A 22,894-nucleotide genomic window follows, 5' to 3' on the forward strand; every position below is an offset into this window, starting at 1 on the left:
GGCTGAGTTCACCCAGGGGTTGTCATCCCCTGGCTACGACGGGCCGGCCGGGGTCACGATGGAGAGGTGAACCTCCGCGAACTCGCCGCGTTCCTGAAGACTCGCCGCGCCCTCGTCCGGCCGGCCGACGTCGGCCTGCCCGCCGGCCCACGGCGCCGGGTACCCGGGCTGCGCCGGGAGGAGGTCGCGCAGCTCGCGGGCTTGTCGGCGGACTACTACACCGAGCTGGAGCGCGGGCGCGGCGCCCAGCCGTCGGCCCAGACGCTGGCCGCGCTCGCCCGCGCGCTGCGGCTGGAGGGCGACCAGCGCGATCACCTGTTCCATCTCGCGGGCCGGCGCGTCCCGGCGGCGCACGGCCCGACCGCGCACGTCCAGCCTGCCATGCTGGCCATGCTGGACCGGCTGGCCACGACGCCCGCGATGATCATCACTGACCTGCACGAGACCCTGGTGCAGAACGACCTGGCCGCCGCGCTGATCGGCCGGCACCCGATGAGGCGCGGCCCGGAGGCCAGCTACGTCTACCGCTGGTTCACCGACCCCGCCGCCCGCGCGCTCTACCCGCCGGACGAGCACTCGCACCATTCCCGGGTCTTCGTGTCCGACCTGCGGGCGGTCGCTGCCCGGCGCGGCCGCGACGCCCACGTGGTGCGGATGGTGGCCGCGCTGCGGCGGCGCAGCGCCGAGTTCGCCGCCCTGTGGGACGCCCATGACGTGGCGCTGCGCCGGGCGGACCACAAGCGCCTGGTCCACCCGGCTCTGGGGATCATCGAGGTGGACTGCCACAGCCTGTTCAGCGAGGACGGCCGCCAGCGCCTGTTGTGGTTCACCGCGCCGCCCGGCAGCCAGGGTGCGGCCCAGCTGGAGTTGCTGTCCGTCATAGGCACCCAGGACATGAGCCTCGACGCCTCGCACGTGAGCCTCGACGCGACGGAAGCGAGCCTCAGCGGTCCGGATGTGGGCGCGGACGCGCCGACCGGATAATCGGCGGCCGCGTCGCCGGCGGACAAATATCCACTACGCCGAGGCCTTGGCCGAGGTGCGGCGCAGGAATCCAGTTTCCGAGCCCGAAGCTCGGAGTTCCCACGGGACGATCTTGTCGAGTGGGTTGGTCAATCCCGCTCGCTGCTGTTGACCACGTCACGGGAATGCTGCCCGGGACTGTACGAGGGCGTCGTCTGGGCACGGCACCACCCGAAAGTCGTCCTTCCTTACTCCTTCGATGACCAGGGCAGACCGTCCTGAAAACACCCCTTTTTTGAGATCGTCGATCTTCGGCACGGCTGAAAATGGCAGATGGAACTCGGCGCTTTCGCCAATTACAGGACCGAGTTGGACATACCTAACCGCTTTGCCCACAGTGTTTCCCGCTTGGGAAAGTATCCGGTCGGCTGCATAGTGGAGCCCGTCCTGATGTGGTATGACTCGATCGTCGTGGCGCTGCGGTGGGTCACGAAGCATGATCGGTGGCCTGAGGGCGGTAGGAATGACCGCTGAGTGGAAAGGTCAGAGCCATGCAATCCTCCGGCAACGGCGAATACGCTGTTCCTCATTCGGTTGGCCGCGACAGGCGGTCCGGGGGCGTGCAAGGGCTTTTCCCAGCGGCATTCCTGCAGCAATCGTGGATTTGGGTCAGGCAGAACAGACGCGGCCCCGAATCTGCCGATCAGTTACTTCGTCCTGCCAGGAGCGGAGGGGTTCGATGGCTGGTTCTGTGCGTCGATACGCTGACAACGTCATCACCGGCACGGGCCTTGAGGGCGACCCGCAGGCCGTCGAGCTAAGAGCTGCAGCCGACGCGCTCGACGCGGCTCTGTCCGCGCCCGCCGTGCTGGACGGGGCGGTGGCCAGATGGCGCGCCGCCATAGGGGCAACGCGAGACCGGCTCATGGCTTACCTGCTTACCGGGGTTCCGGCACCGCTGCCGGCGTCGCGCGATTGGGCGGCGCCCGACGGCGTCCACTTCGCCGCGGGGCTCGGCCCTTTTGCTCTCCACCTCACCTGCCCTCACCTGACACTTCCTGATCCACGGGATCCGGCCGCCGCCGCCATCGTGGTTGGGCCGTTGCCGCCAAAGAGCATCGGCGTCCGTCTCGACCTCGGTGGAGGCGGCGGTAGCGGCGTCCTCGAGATGTTCCCGGATGGAGCCCGCGGGGTGCTGGGCCTGGACCTCGGGATCGTGGAGGCGGCCGCGCTCATGAGCCTGCGCCGTGCCGGTGCCGGCCCGTCAGTCGCAGCCGTCCTGTCGGCCGGATTCACACCGGGCCTCCAGCTCGGTTTCGGGTTCCAGCTGTCCCGCGTCGGCGGCGTCGTCGGCGCCGATCGCAGTGTGGACCCCCAGAAGTTGGCCGGTCGCCTCCGCGACGGCAGCGCGGGGCAGGTTCTCTTCCCGCTCGACCTCGGTGACAGTGCCCGCAGAGCGCTCGTTGCACTGGAGGAGATCCTCCCGGCTCGAAGCGGCGCGTCCGTCGTTGGTCCGACTCTGCGGTTGTCCTGGTTGGAGATCGCCGGCCAGGGGTTCTGCTCACTCGACGTAGCCGTGCTGATGGAACTGCCCGGCCCGCAGCGCGTGGTGGTGGTCGGGATCGCCCGGGCCGGCATCAAGCCTGTGCTGCGGCTGCGGGTGGATGTGGCAGGGGCGATCGACCTGGCCCAGAGCACTGTGGCCGTTGATGCGAGTTTGATCGACAGCGGACTGCTGGGTGTCTTCAGTGTTTACGGCGACGTCGCTTTCCGGCAATGCTGGGGGCCACGTGCGCACACTGTGCTGACCGCCGGCGGCTTCTATCCCGGCTACCGGCCCGAACCCGCCACGATCCCTGCGCTCAACCGTCTCGGCTATCACCTCGACGTCCCCGTCCCCGGCATTTCGCTGCGGGCCGAGGGATATCTCGCGATCACCTCCAACAGCGTCCAGCTCGGCGGCCGTCTCGAGGTGGGCATCAGGGCGGCGGGCTGCGGTGCGCACGGGTTCTTGTCGGTCGATTCCATCGTTCAATTCACTCCGTTTCACGTACACGCCGAAGTCAGCGCAGGTTTCGAGGTCAAGGTCTTCGGCGTGACCTTCTGCGGTGTACGCCTGGACGGCACTCTCGATGGGCCGGGGCCGCTGACCCTGCGTGGTCGACTGACCGTCGAGACCTTCCTGGAGGACTTCGACTTCGATGCGACGTTCACCTTCGGCAGCAGCTCGGGCGGCCCCGTGCAGGCCGGGCCGCAACGTGCCGCGGAGGTCCTGAAGGAGGAGGTGCGCCCGCAGGCGTTGCGGGCGGTCGGCGGGCACGACCCTGACGTGGTCCCGGCACAGCTGCCGGTGCCTGCCGGGTTGGCGCTGATCAGCCCGCGTGGAGGGGTGTGCTGGGAGCAGCACAGGGTGCCGCTGACTGTTCCGATCGATCGCCTTGACGGTGCGCCTCTTGGCGGCGTTCAGACCGTCACCGTCACGGCCCCGCATTTGACCGCCATCACACAGGATCTGTTCGCGCCCGGCTCGTTCATCATGCTGACCCAGGCGGAGGCACTGAACCGGCCGGCATTCGAGTCGCTGCCCGCCGGGATCGTCTGCTCCGGCGGCGAGGATCTCACCGGCCCCGTCACAGCACAGCCGGGCGGACACACCGTGCTCCGCAAGGTACGCGGGGAGGGGCTGCTGCCGCTCGCCACCATCGACATCCTGACGTTGCCGGGGATCGTGCAGAGCATGCTCACCGGTCGTGACGATTCCCCGGCAGCCACGAACGTGGACCCGCTCGTGAGTCTTGTGGACGAACCGTGGGTGGCCACCCATGACGGAGCCGTCCACGGCAGCGCGACCGCCGCCCACCAGATGTCGAGAATCAGCGGCGGTTTCGCCGTCGCGGAAGCCGATCTGGCCGTTCCCGTCGCGCTGGAGGACCTGTGATGCCTGACTTCCTGTCCTGGCAGCGTCCGGCGATGTTCGCGCTGGCCGCCGAACCCGGCCCGGCCTCGGCGCCGCGTTTGACCGCGACCCTCCCCCTGACCTTCCACGATGAGCTGGGCGACGTCCGGGCCGCGGCCGGCTTTCTCCTGGCAGGCCCGGGTGACGTCGCCCTCCTGTCTGCGGGACAGATCATCGGGCGACGCCCGCATCCCGGCTGCGCCGACGCGGATTCCACGATGATGCCGCACATCGAACTCGCCGCCGCCGATATGCCGTGGCGCTACTCCCGCGTCGCGCACGCCCCCGGGATCGCGACGGTGCGGCCATGGCTGGTGCTGGTGGTGGGCAGTTCCCAAGAGGTGCACCGGCTGCCGGACGGGCGGGTGCGGCTGACTGGCGCTGAGCTGTTCGGACAGCATCCACTGAAGAGGTCGTATCGGTGGGCGCACGTTCACCGGACACCTGGCCGGACATTCTCCAGGGTCCTCAGCCCGCGGATGCTGGAGCCCGGGCGCGAGTACACCGCCGCGCTCGTCCCCGCCTGGCGGATACTGCCCGATCAGACGCTGGCCGACTCCTGGGACACCGGCACGGCCTCGGTGACGCTGCCCAGCTTCGACAGTTGGAGCTTTCGCACCACCGCGGACGCGGGTGACTTCGCCACGGTGGCCGGCCGGCTCGAACCACTCAGCCAGGACGAGAGCGCTCTGCTGGAGCAGAACCAGTTCGGCCGTGCCCAGGTGACGGTCGGCCCTCTGGCCACGCCGCCGCCGGGAACGACGCTGCCGGAGACGAGATTGTCGGCAGGTGCGGCGCTCGTTGCGGTCACGGCTCCGGAGATCGACCCGCTGCCCCCAGACGTGGCTGCCGCCGTTGAGGAGCGCACTCTGCATCAGGTCAGGAACGGGCGTTGGGTCCTGACGCTGCCCCGCTATGACGTGCCCTGGCACCCTGGCCCGGTTGACGCGGAACCGTGGACCTGGCCGCCACCGGGCGACGACGTCGTTTCCGACGGCTGGCGGCGACAGTTGCGTGTCGACCCTCGCCATCGGGGCGCGGCCGGTCTCGGGGCCTGGATCGCGATCGCCTGGCAGGACCGTATCACTGACGCTGCCGTGCGACAGGCTGGGGCGGTGGCCGCCGCAGCCCAGCGGATCCGGCATCTCGTCTTCGGTCTGCGGGCCGCGGGCAGCCTGTGGCGTCGGCGGCTACCTGACGCCCCCCTCGCCAAGCTCGCCGTCCTTTCCCCCTTGCTCGCCAGGATGCCGGTGGCCGGCGGCGGCAGTGCGCTGGAGGCCATCACCGGCCGGACTCCCGCGTTGGTGCCCGCCTTGTTCTCCAGCGCCGCCAAGCGGATGCTGCGCAGGCGCGGACCGCTGCACCGTGCTGCCCAGCCCGGAGCAACCGCCCTTGCCGAGCTGATCGAAGCGGCCAACGGCTGTCCCGAGGGACAGCGCCTGCCGGAGGCCGAGCAGCAGATCGCCGATGCGGTCGCCGCTCCTGACCAGGAGCTCATCAGCCGGTTGAGATCCCGGGCCGCCCACATACTCACCGAGTTCTATGACAACGCGGACATGGCCGGCGCGCTGGCTGAGTCGCTCCCGGCCGAGGAGCTGCTCGACCTGGCCAGACAGCCGCGGCCAGAGGAGAACTGCCGACCGCTGTCCGATCTCGACGCGGTGGCCGACTCGATCGCCGCGGGCGTCGATCCGACCACCCCCCAGCCGGCCGCCGTACGACGGGTGCTCGGCACGCTGCGCGGGCTGCGCGAGCCCCTGCTCGCCGAACCCGACATCGCACCGGAACTCGATATCCCGCTGTGGCGATTCCTGGCCGACAACGCCCCCGACTGGCTGCTGCCCGGCTCGGACGGCATCCCACCGGACCGGGTGCTGGCCGTGCAGAGCAACCCCGCCTTCGTCGAGGCGGTACTGCTCGGTGCGAACGCGCAGACCCTCGGCGAGCTGCGGTGGCGGAACGTCCCGATCACGTCCAGGTGGACGCCGTTACGCCGGTTCTGGCAGCGCATCGACGTCGCTCAGGGCTCCGCGGCCACCGACATCGGCCCGGTCGTAGCGCTCGGCTCCGGTCAACCGCTCTGGCCGTACGGCAGCGAGTTGGGTGACCCTACGCATCAGGCCGATCCAGGCCGCGGTGCGGAACTCGTCATCGTGCTGCACACCGAGCTGTTCCGGCGCTACCCGGCCACCGCCGCCTATCTGGCCCCGAACGCCGGGGGCAGGACCGACTGGAGCCAGGTGCCCGACGTCGACAGCGGCGGGACGCACCGCGAATACCCCACCTTCAGCGGACGGCTCACACCCGACCTCGTCTTCTTCGGCTATGACGTCCCTCCCGCAGCCGGCGAGGACCACTGGCTGGTGCTGGAGGAACCGCCGCCCGGATACCGGTTCCGGCGCCCCGACGACGACGACTCACCAGACGGCGCCACGTACGCCCAGTCGACCTTCGCCTCGCCGACCCGCGTCTTCCTGGGGAATCTGCTATGACAGCCCGCCGCGACCTCATCCAGACAGCGCGAACCGCCCGCCAGGCAGGGCTGCGGCGGACGACGGAGATCGCCGCCGAGCTCGCCGCGATACCGGGCTGGCTCCTGGTCGGCGACCCATCCCGGCTGACAGACCCCGAACACCGAGCGATGGCCGAGCATGCGACCGCGCTGTCGGCCGACCTCGACGCCGCCCACCGAGGGGTCCTGGCGCTCGATGCGGAACTCGACGCCCTGGACAGCCCGCTGCCCGAGAACATTTACCTCTTCCTGGAGTGGTCGAACTGGCTCGCCACCGTGCCGGACTCCGGGACACTGCTGGCCCAGTTGCATCCCGACCCTCGGCGGCTCTTCCTGGGCGCGGAGCCGCGAATGACGGCCGCGACCGCGCAGCGCATCGTGGAGACCGTCGCGGCCAACGGAGGCCAGGTCGGTGGCGGTTCGGCGTTCGTCGACGCCGCCAGGCTCTCCGACGACGACGTCTTCGATCTCGACCACACCGCGCGGATCCGGCTCGACCCCGTGGACGCCGACCAGTCCATCGGAGTGCTCCTGCCGGTTCGGCTGGAAACGCGGTTCAGCCCGCGCGACAACGAGGACGACCCGTGGAAGCTGCGCGTACGGGTGCATCCCGATCCCATTGCGCTCGCCGCCCCGCCACCGACCACCACCGCGGCGGAGGCGGAACTGGTCGCTGAATGCTGGAGCCGATGTGACGGCGACCTGAGCACCGAATCGGGAGAAGCCGCCTTCCGCGCACTGGCCGGAGCGGTCGGGGGCGGCCGGGCCGCCTACCTGCTGCGGACCGTGCCGGTGGTGCCGGATGGCACCACCTTCGTCCCCTGGGGCGCGCACCGCGAGCAGGGCATCCCCGCCGTCGCCTACCACGCCGCACTCCCGGAGGTGCTGCAGCTCTGGGGCAGGACGGACGGTACGTTGCGGCTCCTCGGGGAACTACGCCCCGATCACGCCCGCATCGCCCAGCAGGCCGACTTCGACTCCGCCCTGCGCAGCCTTGAGCACGACAGAATGCCCGAGCTGTGGTGGAACTCCTATCGGGCCGCCCACGAGGTCGGCTTGGCCATCGAGGTGGTCCTGCCCGATGGGCCACACCTGGAGGCGCTTCTCGTCACAGGGCTCGGCCACGACGATCCCCAAGGCGCCTTCGCGGCGCGGGCCGGCCGAGGAGCGCTCGGGGTCGTCGAACCGATGAGCCCGACCAACACCGTGGGCGGAACGCCCGCCGCGGACCTCGGCCGGGACACGGCGACGTGGCTCGCGACCGCGCGCGCGACCGGCAGCGGCACGGCGAACGGGCTCGCCTTCTGGCTCACCGGCCGGCCGCTGCTCGACGGGGTCCCCTCCGCCGACATCTCCCTGCTCACGGCGGTGTCACCGTTGGTGACCGCGCTCTGGCCGGTGCTCTGGCAACGCTGGCTCAAGGACGTGGTGGGCGTACCGCACGAGGTGGTCGCGATGGGCGACTGGGCCGGCCGGCTTCTCACCCCACTCGGTCCCTTCCCCGCCGTGCGCGTGGGTGACCTGCCTTACGGTGTTCTGCCGACGACGGACCTATCCGCGTGGAGGGCTGCAACGGGGGACCCGCCGTGGGAAGCCCCGCTCGTCACCGTGCTCAAGGCCGCGCTGCCGAGCTGGGCCCAGGGTGCAGCCGAAGGAGGCACTGCGGCGGGCGCCGACGCCGCACGACTGCTGAACATCCTGGGCCGAGTCCCCACCAGCCGCGCCTCCGGCTCACGGATGTTGCTGCCACTCGAGGTCCACGCCCTGCTCCGCGATCTGGCCACGGGCGAACACCCGCAGGCCGTTCTGGACCTCTGGCGGCAGAACGCGACGGACGTGCTGAATCTCTCCGCCGCTCTCGGTGCTCCTGATCCGCTCCGCCGCTACCAGGCGTACGGCTACGTGCAAGCAGCACCCACGGCCACGGGCCACGTGCGCGAGATCTTGCACGGCTACCTGGGCATGCACTGGGAGGAACTGGCGTTCACCGAGCAAGAGAGCGAACACCCGCTGCTCGTCCGGCTGGTGCGCCAGTCACTGCTGCTCACCCAGGCCGAGGTCGCCCGCCTCGACCCCGATCGCTGGCCGCACTGGACCTCACCGTACGTGCTCCCTGTCAACGAGGCCGAGCAACTGGCTCACGACGCCGGCAGAGGCGGCTACGTCACTGACCTACCCGACTACGCTCTTGACCTGCTCGGCGAGCAATACCCGCCCGACCCCCGGGTGGCGGCGATCACCCGCCAGTTCCTCGACGTCAGACAGGCCGTGGAACTGCTGGCCGAACTCGGGGACGAATGGGTCGAGGGCGGGCGGCTGGCTCCGACCGTGGCCACCGTTCTGGACTCCGCGAGCCACCGGATCGACCCGTGGGCCACCGCACCGGCCAGCCGGCGGTTGCGCCGGCTGGCCGCCCGGGGCGTGCCGCGTCGCCTCGGCGCCTATGGCTGGGTGGACGACCTGAGCCCCGCCGACGATCCCACTCCGCCCACCCGAGCCGGGCTGCTGCACACGCCCGGACACAGCCAGGCTCTGGCCGCCGCCGTGCTGCGCGACCACGCGGTGCACGACGACGACGCGCGCTGGCAGATCACCGCCCGCTCCGATCAGGTGCGCCTGGCCGCCCGGCTCGGCGCGGATGTCCGGCTGGGCGTGCATCCCAGCGAGGCGGTCGGTCGCGAGATCGAACGCCGTGCTGGAGACCCGGCCCTGGTACTCGATCTGCGCCGGCGCTTTCCCGCGCGTCCGGAACAGGCCGGGCGCCGGGTCTGCGACGGGCTCAGAGTGCTCGATGCGGCCTCGGGAGACCTGCCCGCCGGACTGGGCCCGCTGGACGACCTGCGTGGCGTGCTGGACACGTACGGGGATCTGCTGGTCGCCGATGCCGTGCACGATGTGGTGTCCGGACGCGCAGCGCAGGCACAGGAGTCGATGGAGGCCGCGGCGGGGCTCGGTGCCCCGCCGGAGCTGCGGCTGCTGCGTACCCAGCGTCGAGGGGCGTCGGTGCGCACCACGGTGCTCATCGCGCTGCCGTTCCCGGGCGCGACCGATCCCCAATCTCCCATGGAGATCGCCGACCCGGCGCTGGCGGCTCTGCTTCGCGACGAGGCCGGTTCCGCCACGGAGTGGACCTGGACGCGTGACGGCACATCGGTCACACTCGCGGACCTCGCCCTCGACGTTCCCGACACCGTTCTCATCCCCCGGGACCGGCTGCACGAACTCGTCGCGAACGTACTCGGCGGGCCCGCCACAGGCGGCACGGCACCCGACCGGCACGCGGTCGCCGACCGGCTCTGCTCGCTGCTCGAAGCCCAGCACGGCCTGCCCGGCCTGCTCGGAGCCACGGGCGAGGACGAGCTACGCACCCGGCTCGGCACGCTCAGGACAGCTGCCGCCGACGTGCTGACCGCGCTCGTAGCCGACCCACCCCAGACAGGAACCGCGGCGCGCTGGGGACTGCCGGCCGACCCGGAGCAGGCCGGACAGCTCCTGACCCTGCGGCTGGAGCAGGCCGGCGATCCGGCCGACGACGCCACAGCGGACGCGGCCGCGCTCAGCGAGCGGATTCGAGTCCTTCTCGCCCCGGTCACCGGACTGCCGCTCATCTGCAAGGGCACGCTGCCGGCGACGGTCATCACTCCCGCGCTCGACCGCGACTGGCTCGAGGTGGTGGCCGCCGTACGGCCGGCCCTGGCCCGGCTGGAGGCCCACCAACTGCTGCATCCGTGGCCGGGAGCAGTCGACGACCCCGCCCGGCTGTGGACGAAGCCGGAGCAGGGTGAGCATCGTCTGGTCATTTACGGTCCCGGGTTGCAGTCCGACGATCCGGTGGCCATCGCCCTGCTCGACGACTGGGCCGAGACGGTGCCGAGCGATCAGCACACGACGTTCGCCGCCTTCGGGTTCGACGCGCCGCGGGCCCGCGCACCACAGGCGGTGCTGCTCGCCGTCCCCTCGGACGAGCAGGTGCCGCTCGCCCCGGACGCCCTACCCGGCATCGTCCTCGCCACCCGCGAGCTCGCTCGAGCCAGGATGGCTCACCCGGACCAGCTCGACGCCTGGTCGATGGCCGTACCCACGTCAATGATCCTGGCCGCCGGCCCCGCCGGCGCCGACCTTGTGGAGCCATGATGACCTGGGAATATTACCGCCGCATCGAACCCATGCCGCCTTACACCGATCTCCAGCGTGGTTTCTCCGCCGAGCTCGCCGACCCCCTCTGGATGCTTGGCCGGCAGTGGCAGGTGGGCGAGCACGCCGGCGAGGACGCTTCGGCCCCCGTGCTGGTCGAGGCGCCGGTGGCGCACACGCCGCTGGAGCCGGTGGCCGGGCTGGATCCCACCGTCGTTCCCGCCGAGGCGTTGCTGGAGGGGGCTGCCGAGGATTGGTGGACCATCGGGCGGCGCATCCGGATCGGCCGCGCCTTCGCCGACACCTTGTCACCGCAGCAACGGGCTGAGGCCGCCTTCACCACGCTGCCCGAGCCGTACGGCGACGCTTTCGCCGACGAAGTGGACGGGCTCAAGCTGGCACGCGTCGGTCTTGTGGACAGAACGCATCCCGCGCTGACAGGGCTGGATGACCGGCCGGACTTCTGGCAGCCGACGACACTCACCTACGAGTGCCAGGTGCCAGTTGGCGGAACGACACTCCACGTCCGGGCGCACGATGGCGGAGACGTCGACTGGTACACCGCGGACGCCGAAGCGCCCCTGCCGGCTCCCGCGTTCCAGACTCGCCAGGTGGTGCCGCAGCGGCTGCAGTATCCAGGCGCGCCCGGTCCCCGGTGGTGGCAGATCGAGGACGGCACGGTCGACATCGGCGGCTTCCCGCCGGACCGCGCCCACTTGGCGACCGCACTGCTCCTGGAACTGGTCTGCGACCACGCCAACGACTGGTTCACCTTCCCTGTCCCCGCCCCGCGCATCGAGCCCGGGGATGAAGGGCGTCCCACGTCCGGCGTCGTGGTCGGGCTCGGTGACGTACGGGTGAAGGACACCTTCGACGACTGGTGGGATCTGAACATTCCGCCGGGCGACTCCGATCCACCTGCCCAGGCGGACGAGGCCCCGGGTCCATGGTCACTGTTCCGGACGTCCGGACTCGACCGCTCGTCGCTGGTCGTGTGGCCGACGGCGGCAACGCCACTGACCGGACCGGCGCTCGACGACGTCCTGCTCGGGGTGGATGAAGACGCCAATCTGCTGTGGGCGGTGGAACTACGCGCGGACGGCATCGATCGTGCGTTGTCCGCCGACAGCGCAGCGGCCCTGGAGGAGACCCGCCGTACCGGCACGCGCAGGTTCACCTGGCTTGCCTCTACCACCCTGCCGGAGCACTGGCATCCTTACCGGATCGAGCATGGCTCATCCAGGATGTTCGTACAGGGGCTGGTGGCAGGCCGGGCCGCTGCCCAGTCCGAGTTGCTCGGGGCGGGCAACGGCCACGTCCTGGCGGCCTCCGCCGTGCCGAACCAGGGCATGCGGCTGGAGCGTCGGTACGCGCTGGCGCGTGCCACGGATGGCAAGCCAGTGTTGTGGCGCCAGCGACGACGGCTTCCGCTGCTGGCCGGCCCCGTATCCCATCTACGGTTCGATCTGCTACGAGAGAGCTCGCCGTGATGGCACTGGTCCTGAGGGCCGGACGCGGTGGCCCATCGCAAGCCGGTCCACAGCGTCATGCTGCGATGTGTCGTCGCGCATCGAAGGTGCTACATCCCTTAATCACCCCACATCCAGGAGGGAGACGAGAATGGGAATCACAGTCGGAGATCTCGGCGACGGAGTGACGGCCTCGCAGGGATTCATCCAGATCCTCAATGAACTGTCGGGGAGCTTCGAGAGTCGATCCGCGATTCTCCAGATCGATAACCACACGAAAATGACTCTGGCCTTCTGGGCGCAGAAAGACGTGCACGGCGGATGTCACGAGCTTCCGCCTGACAAGATCCCTCCTGGTCATTCTGGGGTGTTCAGCGCCCAGAGCATCGGCCTCGCAACAGGTGTCCAGGGCACCGTGAGCTACCTGGGCTCCGGATTCAGCTTCACCGCCGGATGGGACGTTCCCTTCCTCGGATCCAACAGTGCCGGGGCCCGCATCGACGGGGAAATGGGAGCGCGATACTCAAAGTTCTCCATCAACGGCGTAGGCAATCAGCGGGTCCATATGAGATACGACCTGAAGGCCGATGTACTGGACTACGCGGAGATCGACGCGAAGTACCACGCGCTGGCCGCGGAAACGCTGTCGCTCGGCGGCCCGACCAGCCCGGAGATGTTCAATACGGATAACGTCGGAAAACGCCGGGAGTACGAGTACGGAGTTATTTATTGGAGTCCCAGCACCACCGCCCATGAGGTGCACGGTGCCATCCTGCACAAGTGGACAGAACTGGGGCGGGAGAAGTACGGCTATCCGGTCAGTGACGAGCTGCCCGCCCCCGACGGGGGCGCCGTCAGCCACTTCCAAAGAATGATCGACCGTCAGATATTCCGAGGGTCGATCTACTGGTCGCCGCCAACCGGCGCCCACGAGGTGCAGGGTCTCATCCGGGATGCCTGGTGGCAGCGCGGAGGACCAGGGGGACTGCTCGGCTATCCCATCGCCGACGAGGAGCCTTGGCCGGGGATGGGCAGACTGAGCCGATTCCAGAACGGGTCGATCTCCTGGAAAGCGGATGATGGAACGATCACCGTCATAGGCCCTTGATCTCGCCGTGTGTCACAAACGGCACCTGGGGCGCGCACGGGGGACGCGCAGACGGTGCTGAACGTGGTGGCCGGTACCGGCTCCTACGAGCCTGCTGATCGCGCGTGAGAGCGGTAAGGTACGAAGCCGTTCGATCTCGGCCGGATCGTGGCGGTCGCGTCCGGCAACGATGTCCGATCATCGGCTTGACCTGTGCGTGAATGCCCAGGCGTATCGCAGCATCGCCATCCATGTGCGCACGCCCGCCACGCCGGCGCTGGATGGCGGTCGCTACCGGCGGCGCTACGCGAGGGCCGCCTGCGGCGCTGGCCGATGTCCGCCCGGCTGGAGGGCCGGCAGGTGGAAGGGGCCGACGGCAGTGGTCGCGAACAGGTCGATGCGGTGCTGCTGGCCACCGGTTACTGGCCGATTCGCCCTACCTACAGGGGCCTGGGCGCCCGAGTGAAGGTGGTGGCGGCCGGCCGACGGGGGAGCCTGGGGGGATCAACCCGGTCTCGTAGGCGAGAACGACCGCCTGCACCCGATCCCTGAGGCCGAGCTTGGACAGGATGCGCGCGACATGAGTCTTCACCGTCGTCGGGCTGAGGCTCAGCCGGTCAGTGAGCTCGGCGTTGCTCAGCCCGGTGGCGAGGAGGCGCAGCACCTCCAGTTCCGCGCACCGGGCGGGCGTGCTGCTCCAGCACGAAACCGCCCTCGGGGTGGCGTAGACGGTGCGGGTGTCGGTGCGCACGGAGCCGACCTCGACCCGCACCCCCGACCGCAGCCGGTGGGTGAACATCGGCACGTCCGCCCGTGCCCCGATCCTCACCCCGCACAGTGGGGACCACCTCCTACGTCCTGGCGTCAACCTGCTGCGGTATTTGGGGCCGATTCCGCTGTACTGATGACCTACGGCTGCCTACTGAGGTGAGAACCGCAGGTCAGGGGGACGGGATCAACATTGCCTCCGCTCCGGTGGCGAAGTGTCGCACGATGATCCATGGTGGGCGAGGGTTGCAGTCATGCGGGGGTTGGCGGCGATGGTGCGTGACCTGGCGGCGCGCACGCCGGAAAGTCGCGACCGCAGCGTCGACATGTGGCGCGCGCTGGCCATCTGCCTGGTGGTATTCGGGCACTGGTTCGTCGTCGCCGTGACCTACCGGGACGGCCGGCTGTCCGGGTACAACGCGCTGGACGTCCTGAGCTGGATGGACCCGGTCACCTGGCTGTTCCAGGTGATGCCGATCTTCTTCCTGGTCGGTGGCTACGCCGGCAGCGCCTCGATGGCATCGCACCGCGCCTCCGGAGGCGACGGCATCGGCTGGGTGCTGAGGCGGACCGACCGGCTGCTCCGGCCGACGACTGCGCTGTTCGTGGTGCTGCCGCTGGTATCGGTGGCCGCGGTGGCAGCCGGGGTGAACAGCGAGTTGCTCGGCCACGCGGCGTGGCTTGCCTCCATCCCGCTGTGGTTCCTGCTGGCCTACCTCGTCCTGGTGGTGCTCACGCCGTGGCTGCACGCGCTGCACCGCCGCGCGGGGCTTGCCGCCCCGCTGGCGATGGTGGTCATCGTCGCCGTCGCCGACCTGCTGCGGAGGGGCCTGCACGTGCCGGTCGTCGGTCAGAGCACCTACCTGTTCGCCTGGATGGCGCATCGCCGGCCTCGGACGGCCGGCCGCCTGTCGGCAGCCACATCTACCAGCTCGGCTTCTGCTGGCGGGACGGGCTCCTGCGGCTGAGCCGCGGCAAGGCACTCGCGGTCGTGGCCGGCGGCCTGGTCGCCCTGATCGGACTGACCGTGGTGGGCCCGTACCCGGTCGGCATGGTGGGGTACAACACGGCTCCGCCGACCCTGGCACTGATGGCGCTCGCCGCCACGCGGACCGGACTGGTCCTGGCCCTTGCGCCCGCGGCCAACCGATGGCTTCGCCGGACCGGCCCGTGGAGTGCGGTGATCGCGGTCAACCTGACCGTGTTCCTCTGGCATATGGGAGCGGCGGCGGTCGCGGCCGCTCTGCTGTTCCCGACCGGTGTACTGCCGCAGCCCCCGCTGCACTCCACGACGTGGCTGCTGTGGCGAGTGCCGTGGACAGCGGCTTGTGCCCTCGTCCTCGTCGTCCTGGTCGCCCTCTTCGCGCGAATCGAACTGCGCCGGTCGGCGCCGCGTTCCGCCGAGCGCGGTCCGTGGCGCGATGGTGCGACTGTGCTCGGCTTGGCCGCCGTGCTGGCCGGGCTGCTCTTCGTCGCCGTTTCCGGCCCCGGCTACCACGGGCCGACCGGGCTCCCATGGGCCGGGGTGCTCTCGTACCTGTGCGGCGCTGCTGTGCTGCGCGTGGCACGAACCCGGCCTGTCCTGCCGGGCTCCGGCCGCCTATCGCCGCGGAGCACCCCGGACAGTCAAGTGTGCGCCTGGTGACCTGGGGAAACAGGCTAATGGGCTGCTTCTCGCCGCCGTACGCCCGCCTGACCGGCCTCTGTTCAAGGGAGATGGACGATGCGTGTCTATGCGATCCCCGCTCCTATAACCGTTGCCCCGGACACCCAACTCGCCGACGTGGTGTTCGCCGACGACCGGGTCAACGGCGACCTGGTCCTGTTCAAGCGCCGGTCGGACGGCGGTTGGCGTCCGGTGACGGCCGGGCGGTTCGCGGCCGACGTTCGCAGTCTGGCGGCCGGCTTCCTCGCCGCCGGGATACGGCCTGGTGACCGGGTCGCGCTGCTGGCCGCCACCAGCTACGAGTGGACGCTGGTGGACTATGCCCTGTGGACGGTGGCGGCGGTGCCGGTCCCGATCTATGAGACCTCCTCGGCCGAGCAGGTCCGCTGGGTGCTGGAGGACGCCGGTCCGGTCGCGGTGGTGGTCGGGCACGAGACGCATCGCCGCCTGGTCGAGGACGCGGCCGAGGGCCTGCCCGGGCCGCTGCGGGTGTGGCAGGTCGACGGAGGTGGGCTGGACCGTCTCCGCGAGGACGGGCGGGGCGTGGACGACGTCCGGCTGCGTGAGCGCCGCCGGGCGGTGTCGGCCGACGACCTGGCGACGATCGTCTACACCTCGGGCACCACCGGCCGCCCGAAGGGATGCATGCTGAGTCACGGCAACCTGCTGTACGAGGCGCGCGCCGCGATCGTCAGCCTGGAGCGAATCTTCGGCCGGGACGCCTCGACTCTGCTGTTCCTCCCGCTGGCGCACGTGTTCGCGCGGGTGATCCCAGTGGCCTGCGTGGAGCGGGGCGTGTGCCTGGCGCACAGCGCCGACCGGGCCAGGCTGACCGAGGACCTGGCCGCTCTGCGACCGTCGTTCCTGCTGGCGGCGCCCAGGGTGTTCGAGCGGGTCCACAACGGTGCTCAGCAGCGGGCCCACGCCCAGGGCAAGGGGAGGATCTTCGACTGGGCCGACCGTACCGCCGTAGCGTATAGCCAGGCGCTGGAAGACGGGCGGCCAGGCTGGCGCTTGCGCCTGGCACACCGCCTGTCCGACCGGCTGGTGTACCGGCGGCTGCGGGCCGCGCTCGGCGGCCGGGTCGGCTACGCCATTTCCGGCGGGGCGCCGCTGGGCGTACGGCTGGGCCACTTCTTCCGGGGAATCGGCATCACCGTGCTGGAAGGCTACGGGCTGACCGAGACCAGTGCCGCCGCGACCGTGAACCCGCCCCACGCGCAGAAGATCGGCTCGGTGGGGCCGCCCCTGGCCGGGGTCGACATCCGGATCGCCGACGACGGCGAGATCCTGATCAAGGGTCCGATCCTGTTCCAGGGCTACTGGCGCAACGAGCAGAAGACCAGGGAGACCCAGACCGCGGACGGCTGGCTGCTCACCGGCGACCTCGGCGCCCTGGACGAGGACGGGTTCCTGAGGATCTCGGGCCGCAAGAAGGAGATCATCGTGACCGCCGGCGGCAAGAACCTCGCCCCGGAGCCGCTGGAGGACCGCCTGCGCACCCATCCGCTCATCAGCCAGGCGGTGGTCGTCGGCGACCGGCGGCCGTACACCGCCGCGCTGATCACCCTGGACGCCGAGGCGCCGGCGTCATGGAAGCGGGCCGCCGGCAGGCCCGGGCGGGCCGGCCCGGCCGAGCTCCGTGACGATCCGGAGCTGCTGGCCAGGCTGCAGACAGCCGTGGACGAGGCCAACACGATGGTGAGCCGGGCAGAGTCGATCCGCAGGTTCCGGATCCTTCCGGTCGACCTGACCGAGCAGAACGGATATCCGACCCCGACCCTGAAGGTCAAGCGTGCCTTGGTCCACAAGGACTTCGCGGCCGACATCGAGGAGCTGTACCGCTGAGCGCAGGACGTGAAGACCGGCGGCCCCGAAGCGCCACGGACCGACGATCGACGCTGGACCGGCTCGTCGAGGCCACGCCGGCGTCCCGCGACCGGGTGGTCGACGCCGCCCGCGCGCTGTGCATCGTGGTCGTCACCCTCTGGCACTGGACGTTGTCGGTCACCCACCGCACCGCCGACGGCAACCTGGCCATGCCGAACCCGATCCATGCCGTGCCCGGTGGCTGGCTGGCCACCTGGGTGCTGCAGATCATGCCGGTGTTCTTCCTGGTCGGTGGGTACGCCAACCTGGTCGGCTGGCAACGGGCCCAGGCACGTGGGACGACCGCCGGCCGGTTCGTCCGAAGCCGGCTGCGCCGGCTGCTCTGGCCGACCGCCGTCTGGGCCCTGATCTGGCTCGCCGGCGAGCTGATCGCGGCTGCCCTGCCCGGTTCGCACCGATGGATGTGGGAGTGGTTCCCCGGTTATCTGACGCCGCTGTGGTTCCTGGTCGTGTACGGCCTGCTGATCGCCGCAGTGCCGATCACCGCGAGCCTGAACGCCCGCTACGGAGCCAGGGTCCTGGCAGTGCTCGTCCTGCTGATCGCCCTCGGCAGCGTGGCGCACCGCGGCGCCGGCCTGACCTGGGCGGGCTGGGCGACCGCCGCCCTGGTGTGGCTGTTCTGCCACCAGCTCGGCTACGCCTGGCGTAGCTGGGAGCTGGGGCGGCGGCCGCCGGCGCAACGGCTCGCGGTCGCCGGAACCGGGCTGGCCGGGCTGGTCGGGCTGACGGCGGTAGCGGGCTACCCCGCCTCGATGGTGGCCACCGCCGGCGTCGAATCCAACATCTTCCCGACCAACGCCGCCATCGCCTCCCTGGCCGTCTTCCAGCTCGGGCTGCTGGTCCTGATCACGCCGGCCGCCGAACGCCTACTGCGCCGCCCGGCTGCCTGGAAGCCGGTGGTGGCACTCAACGTGGGCGCGCTGACCATCTTTCTCTGGCACATGACCGCGTACCTGGTGGTGCTGTGGGCCTATGAAGGGCTGGGCGGCACCCTGCCGGCGGAGCCGACCGTCGGCTGGTGGGCCCAGCGCTGGCTCTGGCTCGTGGCCCCGTCGGTCGTGATGGCTGTGCTGGTAATGCTGTTCGTCCGGGTCGAACTGGCCGCCCGCCGACCCCGGGCAAAGGCAGGTCGCTGACCACGTTCAGGTGCGCAGTTCAGCCAGGTATGCGGCCCACGCGGCTGGCCCGGCCGTCGCCATGGTCGTCAGCACCTCGGCGGGGACGGTGGCGGCGAAGACTCGCGCTGCGGCGGCTGGCCGAACTCTTCGACATCGTGTGGGCCTGCTCCTGGTCGCACAGCCCACCGGCACTACGGCCGGTCCTCGGCCTACCCGAGACCCCGCGGCCGTTCCTGCCGGTGCAGTTCCGCAAACTCAGGTAGATCCGGGCCCACGCCGCTGGGCGCCCGTGGGTCTGGATCGACACGACAGCATCCACGCACCCGGCCGCCTGCCGGACCCACCGTACGGGCTGCTAGTCGAGGTGGACGCCCGCGTCGGCATCATGTCCGTCGATCCCGAGGCCCTGAGTGCTGGCCTGGCACAGATCAGATGTTCCGGGGGGCGAGGATGATTCGCCGCAGTTGTTCGTCGAGGCTGAGATCGTCCCCGGAATCCACCATGGAGACCAGGACGGCGAGCACGGCCTTGCGCAGCGTCAGTCTGAGGCGCTCATAGTCCTCCGCCGGACCAGACAGCGCGCGGAAGGCGACGCCTTCGACGGTCACGGAAAGGATGTCCGCGAGGTCCTCGATGGTGATGCCGGGGCGCAGTCTCAGATCGTTCACCGCCAGCATCTCCTCGTAGATGGGGATCCATTTCTGCCGGACCGCACTCCTGGCGCTGCCGGTCGTGGTCTTCAGTTCGGGGAAGCGATCTGCCATGGCCGTGGCGATGAGGGACAGACCCATCGCCGGGTTCGCCAGAATGGACGCCAGTTCCTGGCTGCTGACCTCCTGCGCCCCCCGTACCGGGTCCACGGCATTGGAGATCAGATCCGCCGATTTCACGATGGAATCCGGCCGCCAATGTCTGACCCATAACGCGTAAGCAAGCAGATCGAGCGCGAAGTCGTCCCTACTGGACCATCTCTTGTGGAATTCCTCTTCGTTTCCCGGCGCCCGTCCCGCCCGCTCGATCTCTTTGAAGATCTCGTACTCCGACGGCAGTCCTAAGTAGGTGTCGGGGCCGTCAGCGACGGAACTCAGCCGGAGACCGGCTTCCAGATATTCCCTGGTGAGGCTGTCGTTGGCGAGCGCCCGCCGGGACCCGTCCGCGTCTCGCCGCATGAGCCGGTGCAGGACCAGAGATAGATCCTCCTGGCCCTTCCGGTCCGAGGCGACGGCGATGGAGGCACGATCGCTGGAGATGTCGGAGTTCGCCGCCCACGTGGAGAGCAGTTGGTCCAGCATGTTCAGGGCGGTGTCGTGAGCGGATTCCTCGTGCAGGTTGAGGGCCTGGTGCAACAGCGCATCGGTGCAGAAGGCCGCCCCGGCGATGACGGAAGGACCCGACCGCAGAACTCCGCATTTCTGGCCGTGCTCCATCAGTTTGGCGAGCATGGTGTACAGCGGCACAAGATGACGGACATCCGCTTCGTTGGGTTCCGCGCTCACTCTGCCGTGTCTGATCGTCTGTTCGTTCATCGCGGCGACCAGCGACTCCGTCAGCCGTTGGCGTCTGCGCGCCAGAGCCGCCAAATCATGGAAATGCCGGAGTATGGCGTCGACCGGATCAGACTCGTCCCCAAGGGCCAGCTCCACCGATTTCGACAGCTGGCCGACGAGCGGGCGATAAACAAATCCCATCAGAATTTGTTTGCTCTTGAAATGGTTGTAGGCAGTGGCCGCACTCACCCCGGCTGTCGTCGCCACATCTTCAATTCGTGTGCGATACCAGCCACGCTCGGTGAACAGCGCGCGAGCCGCGCTGAGGAGAACGGCTCGCGTGCGCTCACGTTTGACGTCCCCGGCACTCCGAGCAGCCTTGCTTCTCATCACGCAGCAGAGCCTAATACTCCAGCCACAGTTTGGACATAAGCCCCAACCTGGGGCGATCCAGGACAGTAAGTGCTTGAACGGAGACGTACGGGCAAAGGGTGCGACTGCCGCGATGATCTCCGGACGCGAGAGAACCCTACGGCAAGCCGGTTGCAGACGCATGGCGGTCTGTGCGGTCGCATGCCCGAATATCGCCCTTGAGCTGCGCCTTCTCCGTTGTGACGAGCGGCTGCCGACCGCCGCTACACGGCTCCAGGACTCTCTCGTACGCTCGTGGCGACTCCAATTTGAGAAGCAAGTTAGACCCCGCTACAGTGACGTAAGGGATTTTTGGGGCAAGTGTGGCCTGTGTCATGAGGTCTACCCCAAAACCGCCTCGCCGCATGCCCAAAATGGCCAATAATCTGAGCATTCTTCATGCTCAGGACTGGAGAGTAAGTCTTGGAAGGCACAGGATCCGCATAAAAGAAGCGGCAGGAAACCACGGGCTTCCTGCCGCTTCCTGCAAAATTGCTCAGCCTTCGCCTTCCATACGCTTGATCCCTCCGATCTGATCGTGTAAAAGGGCGCGTGCCCGTCGGGCAGAGTTGTGTCGACGTACCCTACACAACGACGGACCAGAGCCTGTTACGACTCCCAAACCCACGCGATACCGTAGTAATGGTTCGGCATGAGCTGCTGCTCGTCGAACACCTTGTAGAGGTATCGGCCGTCATGAAGCAATTTCAGGTGACGGCCTTCGCTCCGCGCGGGTTCGAGCTGCCCCTCGATATCCAATGTCGCGCCGAACCACCATGCCCGGATCGGAACCATCTCCGGCTCGAAGAGCAGTTTGAACTCGATTCGCTTCGGGTGATGAAAGGGCGGGCGCCATCGGAGGACCGGCTGGGAACGGATACGGCTGTCGATGAGCAGCCGGCAACTGAACGGGTATATTCCGTCCTCCGGCCTGAGTTGCTGGAGTATCTCGACGGTCGCCAGAATGCTGCCGCCGGGATCCTCGACCTGGTCGATCACGCGGCACCCGTACAGATTCTCCATTCTGAGCACCCCCGGACGGCTTTCTGCGAGATATCTGTTCGCGACGAGGATCCGGGGATCGGCGAGCGGAACCACCGCGCGCACCCATCGGGTGACCTCTTGCTCGACAATGGCACCGGTATCGGAGAAGCGGCAGACATGGGAGATGGCCTCGATGGCCAGATCCTTGGAGAAGGACGGTCCTGCCGCATGTGCCAGCGCGAGCTTGCCGCCGTCGGCCGGTTCGCGGTTCTCCAGCAGCAGCCGCACGGCCGCCTTGATCGCCCTGTTCTCCCGCCGCTCGATCGTACGCACGTCCGCGGCCAAAGGACTTCTGGACGACCGGAGCGCGGCGACGTAACTGCCGCGCCGTCGTGCGAGCGTGTCACCCTCATGAACCGGGTCGAGATGGAGCGCGACGAGAAGAGGTTCTCGATACTTTGTGTCGCTGATGCGCTTGACGAAGTCTGTGAGTGCGTCTATACAAGCCTGGATTGTTCTCGACCGGCCTGGCCCAGTGGAATTCTGTAGCACGTTCATCAGTTCTGGACACTCCACAAGTCGCTCGGGAGTGCAGCCCATAGCCTTGCGCAGTTCTCTGAGCTCTCGCTCGCACTCCGCCAGCACGTTTCTTGTGCTTCCGTCCACCGGCCGTACCTTCCGCGTCCCGTTTACGTCCCCTGTCTCCGAACTGTGCACAAAGTGATCGTTTACGTCGCTCGCAGAGGAGCTTAACGTTCGAAGTGTAAATCATCGGAGTCGCCGGGAAAACAAGGGAGGATCTCGCGATGGGCGCCGATCTCTCGTCGAATATTTTTATCGAGCACGCTTTGGGGACGGTATCCGAAACGCCGTTGGTCATGGCCACCGCCGTCACGGCATTCATCTGCGGCGTGTGGCTCGCCGCCGTCATCGCGACGGCGACCCTGTCACATCTTCAGCGGCACATGCAGGAGCAGGTGCGCCGCTGGCAGCGGCGGGCCGTCCGCGCCGAGCACGCGGCCAAGAACCACGAGTCAGGCTGAAGGGGTCGCCCTTATGGGTGGACGAGCATCGAAACACCACCGGCGTCACCGGCAGAGTGGTGTCGTTGATCACGGCGGTCGCTCCCACGGGCGGCCGAGCATCGAAACACGCCGGGGTCGTTGACCCAGCCGGGGTCGGTGCTGGCGGTCGCCTTCCACAGGCAGCCGAGGATCGAAACGATGTGGACCTGGTCCAGGGCTGGGAGTGGGCCAAAGGACGGTCGCCCCCACGGCTGGCCGAGAGTCGAAACATCGTCTGGTTCGATGGCGGGGACGTGGTGTCAACGGCCATGAAGATCCCCAGGTAGGTGGACTTGGGTTCTCTCAACTGGTGGCCATCAGAAATCCATACTGATGGCCGGGGTGGTCCTGATGGGTGGTCAGGTCAATGGGGTGACGCCCTTGC

General features: G+C 69.0%; 13 protein-coding genes and 1 pseudogene. 11 read left to right on the forward strand and 3 right to left on the reverse strand.

What is annotated here, in order from left to right; translation table 11 throughout:
* Positions 1-66 precede the first annotated feature (66 nt).
* From E1292_RS26290 to E1292_RS26315, 6 genes are all read left to right on the forward strand, one after another.
* A complete protein-coding gene (locus E1292_RS26290; protein WP_132597878.1) occupies positions 67-984 on the forward strand; it encodes a helix-turn-helix domain-containing protein in 918 nt (305 codons plus the stop codon).
* 718 nt (positions 985-1,702) lie between these two features.
* Positions 1,703-3,901: a DUF6603 domain-containing protein gene (locus tag E1292_RS26295; protein ID WP_132597879.1), complete on the forward strand. Its 2,199-nt coding sequence runs from the start codon at positions 1,703-1,705 to the stop codon at positions 3,899-3,901.
* Positions 3,901-6,411, forward strand: a complete 2,511-nt coding sequence (locus E1292_RS26300) for an amino acid adenylation domain-containing protein (RefSeq protein ID WP_132597880.1) — start codon at positions 3,901-3,903, stop codon at positions 6,409-6,411. Before E1292_RS26295 ends, E1292_RS26300 begins: the two co-directional genes overlap by 1 nt.
* Positions 6,408-10,565 (forward strand): hypothetical protein, encoded by a 4,158-nt coding sequence (locus E1292_RS26305; protein WP_132597881.1) that lies wholly within the window; start codon positions 6,408-6,410, stop codon positions 10,563-10,565. Before E1292_RS26300 ends, E1292_RS26305 begins: the two co-directional genes overlap by 4 nt.
* Positions 10,566-10,714: 149 nt before the next feature.
* Complete coding sequence (locus tag E1292_RS26310; protein WP_220447072.1) at positions 10,715-12,055, forward strand: hypothetical protein; 1,341 nt, start codon at positions 10,715-10,717, stop codon at positions 12,053-12,055.
* Positions 12,056-12,185: 130 nt separating this feature from the next.
* On the forward strand, positions 12,186-13,142 hold the full coding sequence (locus E1292_RS26315) for an LGFP repeat-containing protein (protein WP_165974747.1): 957 nt from the start codon (positions 12,186-12,188) through the stop codon (positions 13,140-13,142).
* 415 nt (positions 13,143-13,557) lie between these two features.
* On the opposite strand, the pseudogene E1292_RS26320 reads toward E1292_RS26315, so the two are convergent.
* Positions 13,558-13,794: pseudogene (locus tag E1292_RS26320) on the reverse strand (response regulator transcription factor); the annotation flags it as partial.
* Between the two features lie 349 nt (positions 13,795-14,143).
* Here E1292_RS26320 and E1292_RS54065 point away from each other — a divergent pair.
* The 4 genes from E1292_RS54065 (at position 14,144) to E1292_RS26335 (ending at position 18,581) form a co-directional block, all read left to right on the forward strand.
* Positions 14,144-14,857, forward strand: a complete 714-nt coding sequence (locus tag E1292_RS54065; RefSeq protein ID WP_246090340.1) for an acyltransferase family protein — start codon at positions 14,144-14,146, stop codon at positions 14,855-14,857.
* Between the two features lie 23 nt (positions 14,858-14,880).
* Positions 14,881-15,534, forward strand: coding sequence for a hypothetical protein (locus E1292_RS54070; protein WP_246090341.1), 654 nt, complete (start codon positions 14,881-14,883; stop codon positions 15,532-15,534).
* Positions 15,535-15,612: 78 nt separating this feature from the next.
* Entirely contained in the window at positions 15,613-17,403 is a 1,791-nt protein-coding gene (locus tag E1292_RS26330; protein ID WP_132597884.1) for an AMP-dependent synthetase/ligase, read from the forward strand.
* A 95-nt stretch (positions 17,404-17,498) separates the two neighbouring features.
* The gene (locus tag E1292_RS26335) at positions 17,499-18,581 is read left to right on the forward strand and encodes an acyltransferase family protein (RefSeq protein ID WP_132597885.1); all 1,083 of its coding nucleotides are present in this window, start codon (positions 17,499-17,501) and stop codon (positions 18,579-18,581) included.
* A gap of 410 nt (positions 18,582-18,991) precedes the next feature.
* On the opposite strand, the gene E1292_RS26340 is transcribed toward E1292_RS26335, so the two are convergent.
* Together E1292_RS26340 and E1292_RS26345 are read right to left on the reverse strand one after the other, a co-directional pair.
* Complete coding sequence (locus E1292_RS26340; protein ID WP_246090342.1) at positions 18,992-20,440, reverse strand: TetR/AcrR family transcriptional regulator; 1,449 nt, start codon at positions 20,438-20,440, stop codon at positions 18,992-18,994.
* Between the two features lie 630 nt (positions 20,441-21,070).
* Complete coding sequence (locus tag E1292_RS26345) at positions 21,071-22,111, reverse strand: hypothetical protein (protein WP_132597887.1); 1,041 nt, start codon at positions 22,109-22,111, stop codon at positions 21,071-21,073.
* Positions 22,112-22,251: 140 nt separating this feature from the next.
* Here E1292_RS26345 and E1292_RS26350 point away from each other — a divergent pair, with 140 nt between their 5' ends.
* Entirely contained in the window at positions 22,252-22,488 is a 237-nt protein-coding gene (locus E1292_RS26350; RefSeq protein ID WP_132597888.1) for a hypothetical protein, read from the forward strand.
* The last annotated feature ends 406 nt before the right edge of the window (positions 22,489-22,894 follow it).

Origin of the sequence: Nonomuraea deserti (genome assembly GCF_004348685.1) — a bacterium.
Lineage (GTDB): Bacteria > Actinomycetota > Actinomycetes > Streptosporangiales > Streptosporangiaceae > Nonomuraea > Nonomuraea deserti.

Bases quoted from the DNA above. Each gene is read 5' to 3' on its own strand.
- E1292_RS26295 (WP_132597879.1), top strand. From the start codon at position 1,703: ATGGCTGGTTCTGTGCGTCGATACGCTGACAACGTCATCACCGGCACG.
- E1292_RS26340 (WP_246090342.1), bottom strand. From the start codon at position 20,440: ATGAGAAGCAAGGCTGCTCGGAGTGCCGGGGACGTCAAACGTGAGCGC.
- E1292_RS26315 (WP_165974747.1), top strand. From the start codon at position 12,186: ATGGGAATCACAGTCGGAGATCTCGGCGACGGAGTGACGGCCTCGCAG.
- E1292_RS54065 (WP_246090340.1), top strand. From the start codon at position 14,144: ATGCGGGGGTTGGCGGCGATGGTGCGTGACCTGGCGGCGCGCACGCCG.
- E1292_RS26305 (WP_132597881.1), top strand. From the start codon at position 6,408: ATGACAGCCCGCCGCGACCTCATCCAGACAGCGCGAACCGCCCGCCAG.
- E1292_RS26330 (WP_132597884.1), top strand. From the start codon at position 15,613: ATGCGTGTCTATGCGATCCCCGCTCCTATAACCGTTGCCCCGGACACC.
- E1292_RS26300 (WP_132597880.1), top strand. From the start codon at position 3,901: ATGCCTGACTTCCTGTCCTGGCAGCGTCCGGCGATGTTCGCGCTGGCC.
- E1292_RS26350 (WP_132597888.1), top strand. From the start codon at position 22,252: ATGGGCGCCGATCTCTCGTCGAATATTTTTATCGAGCACGCTTTGGGG.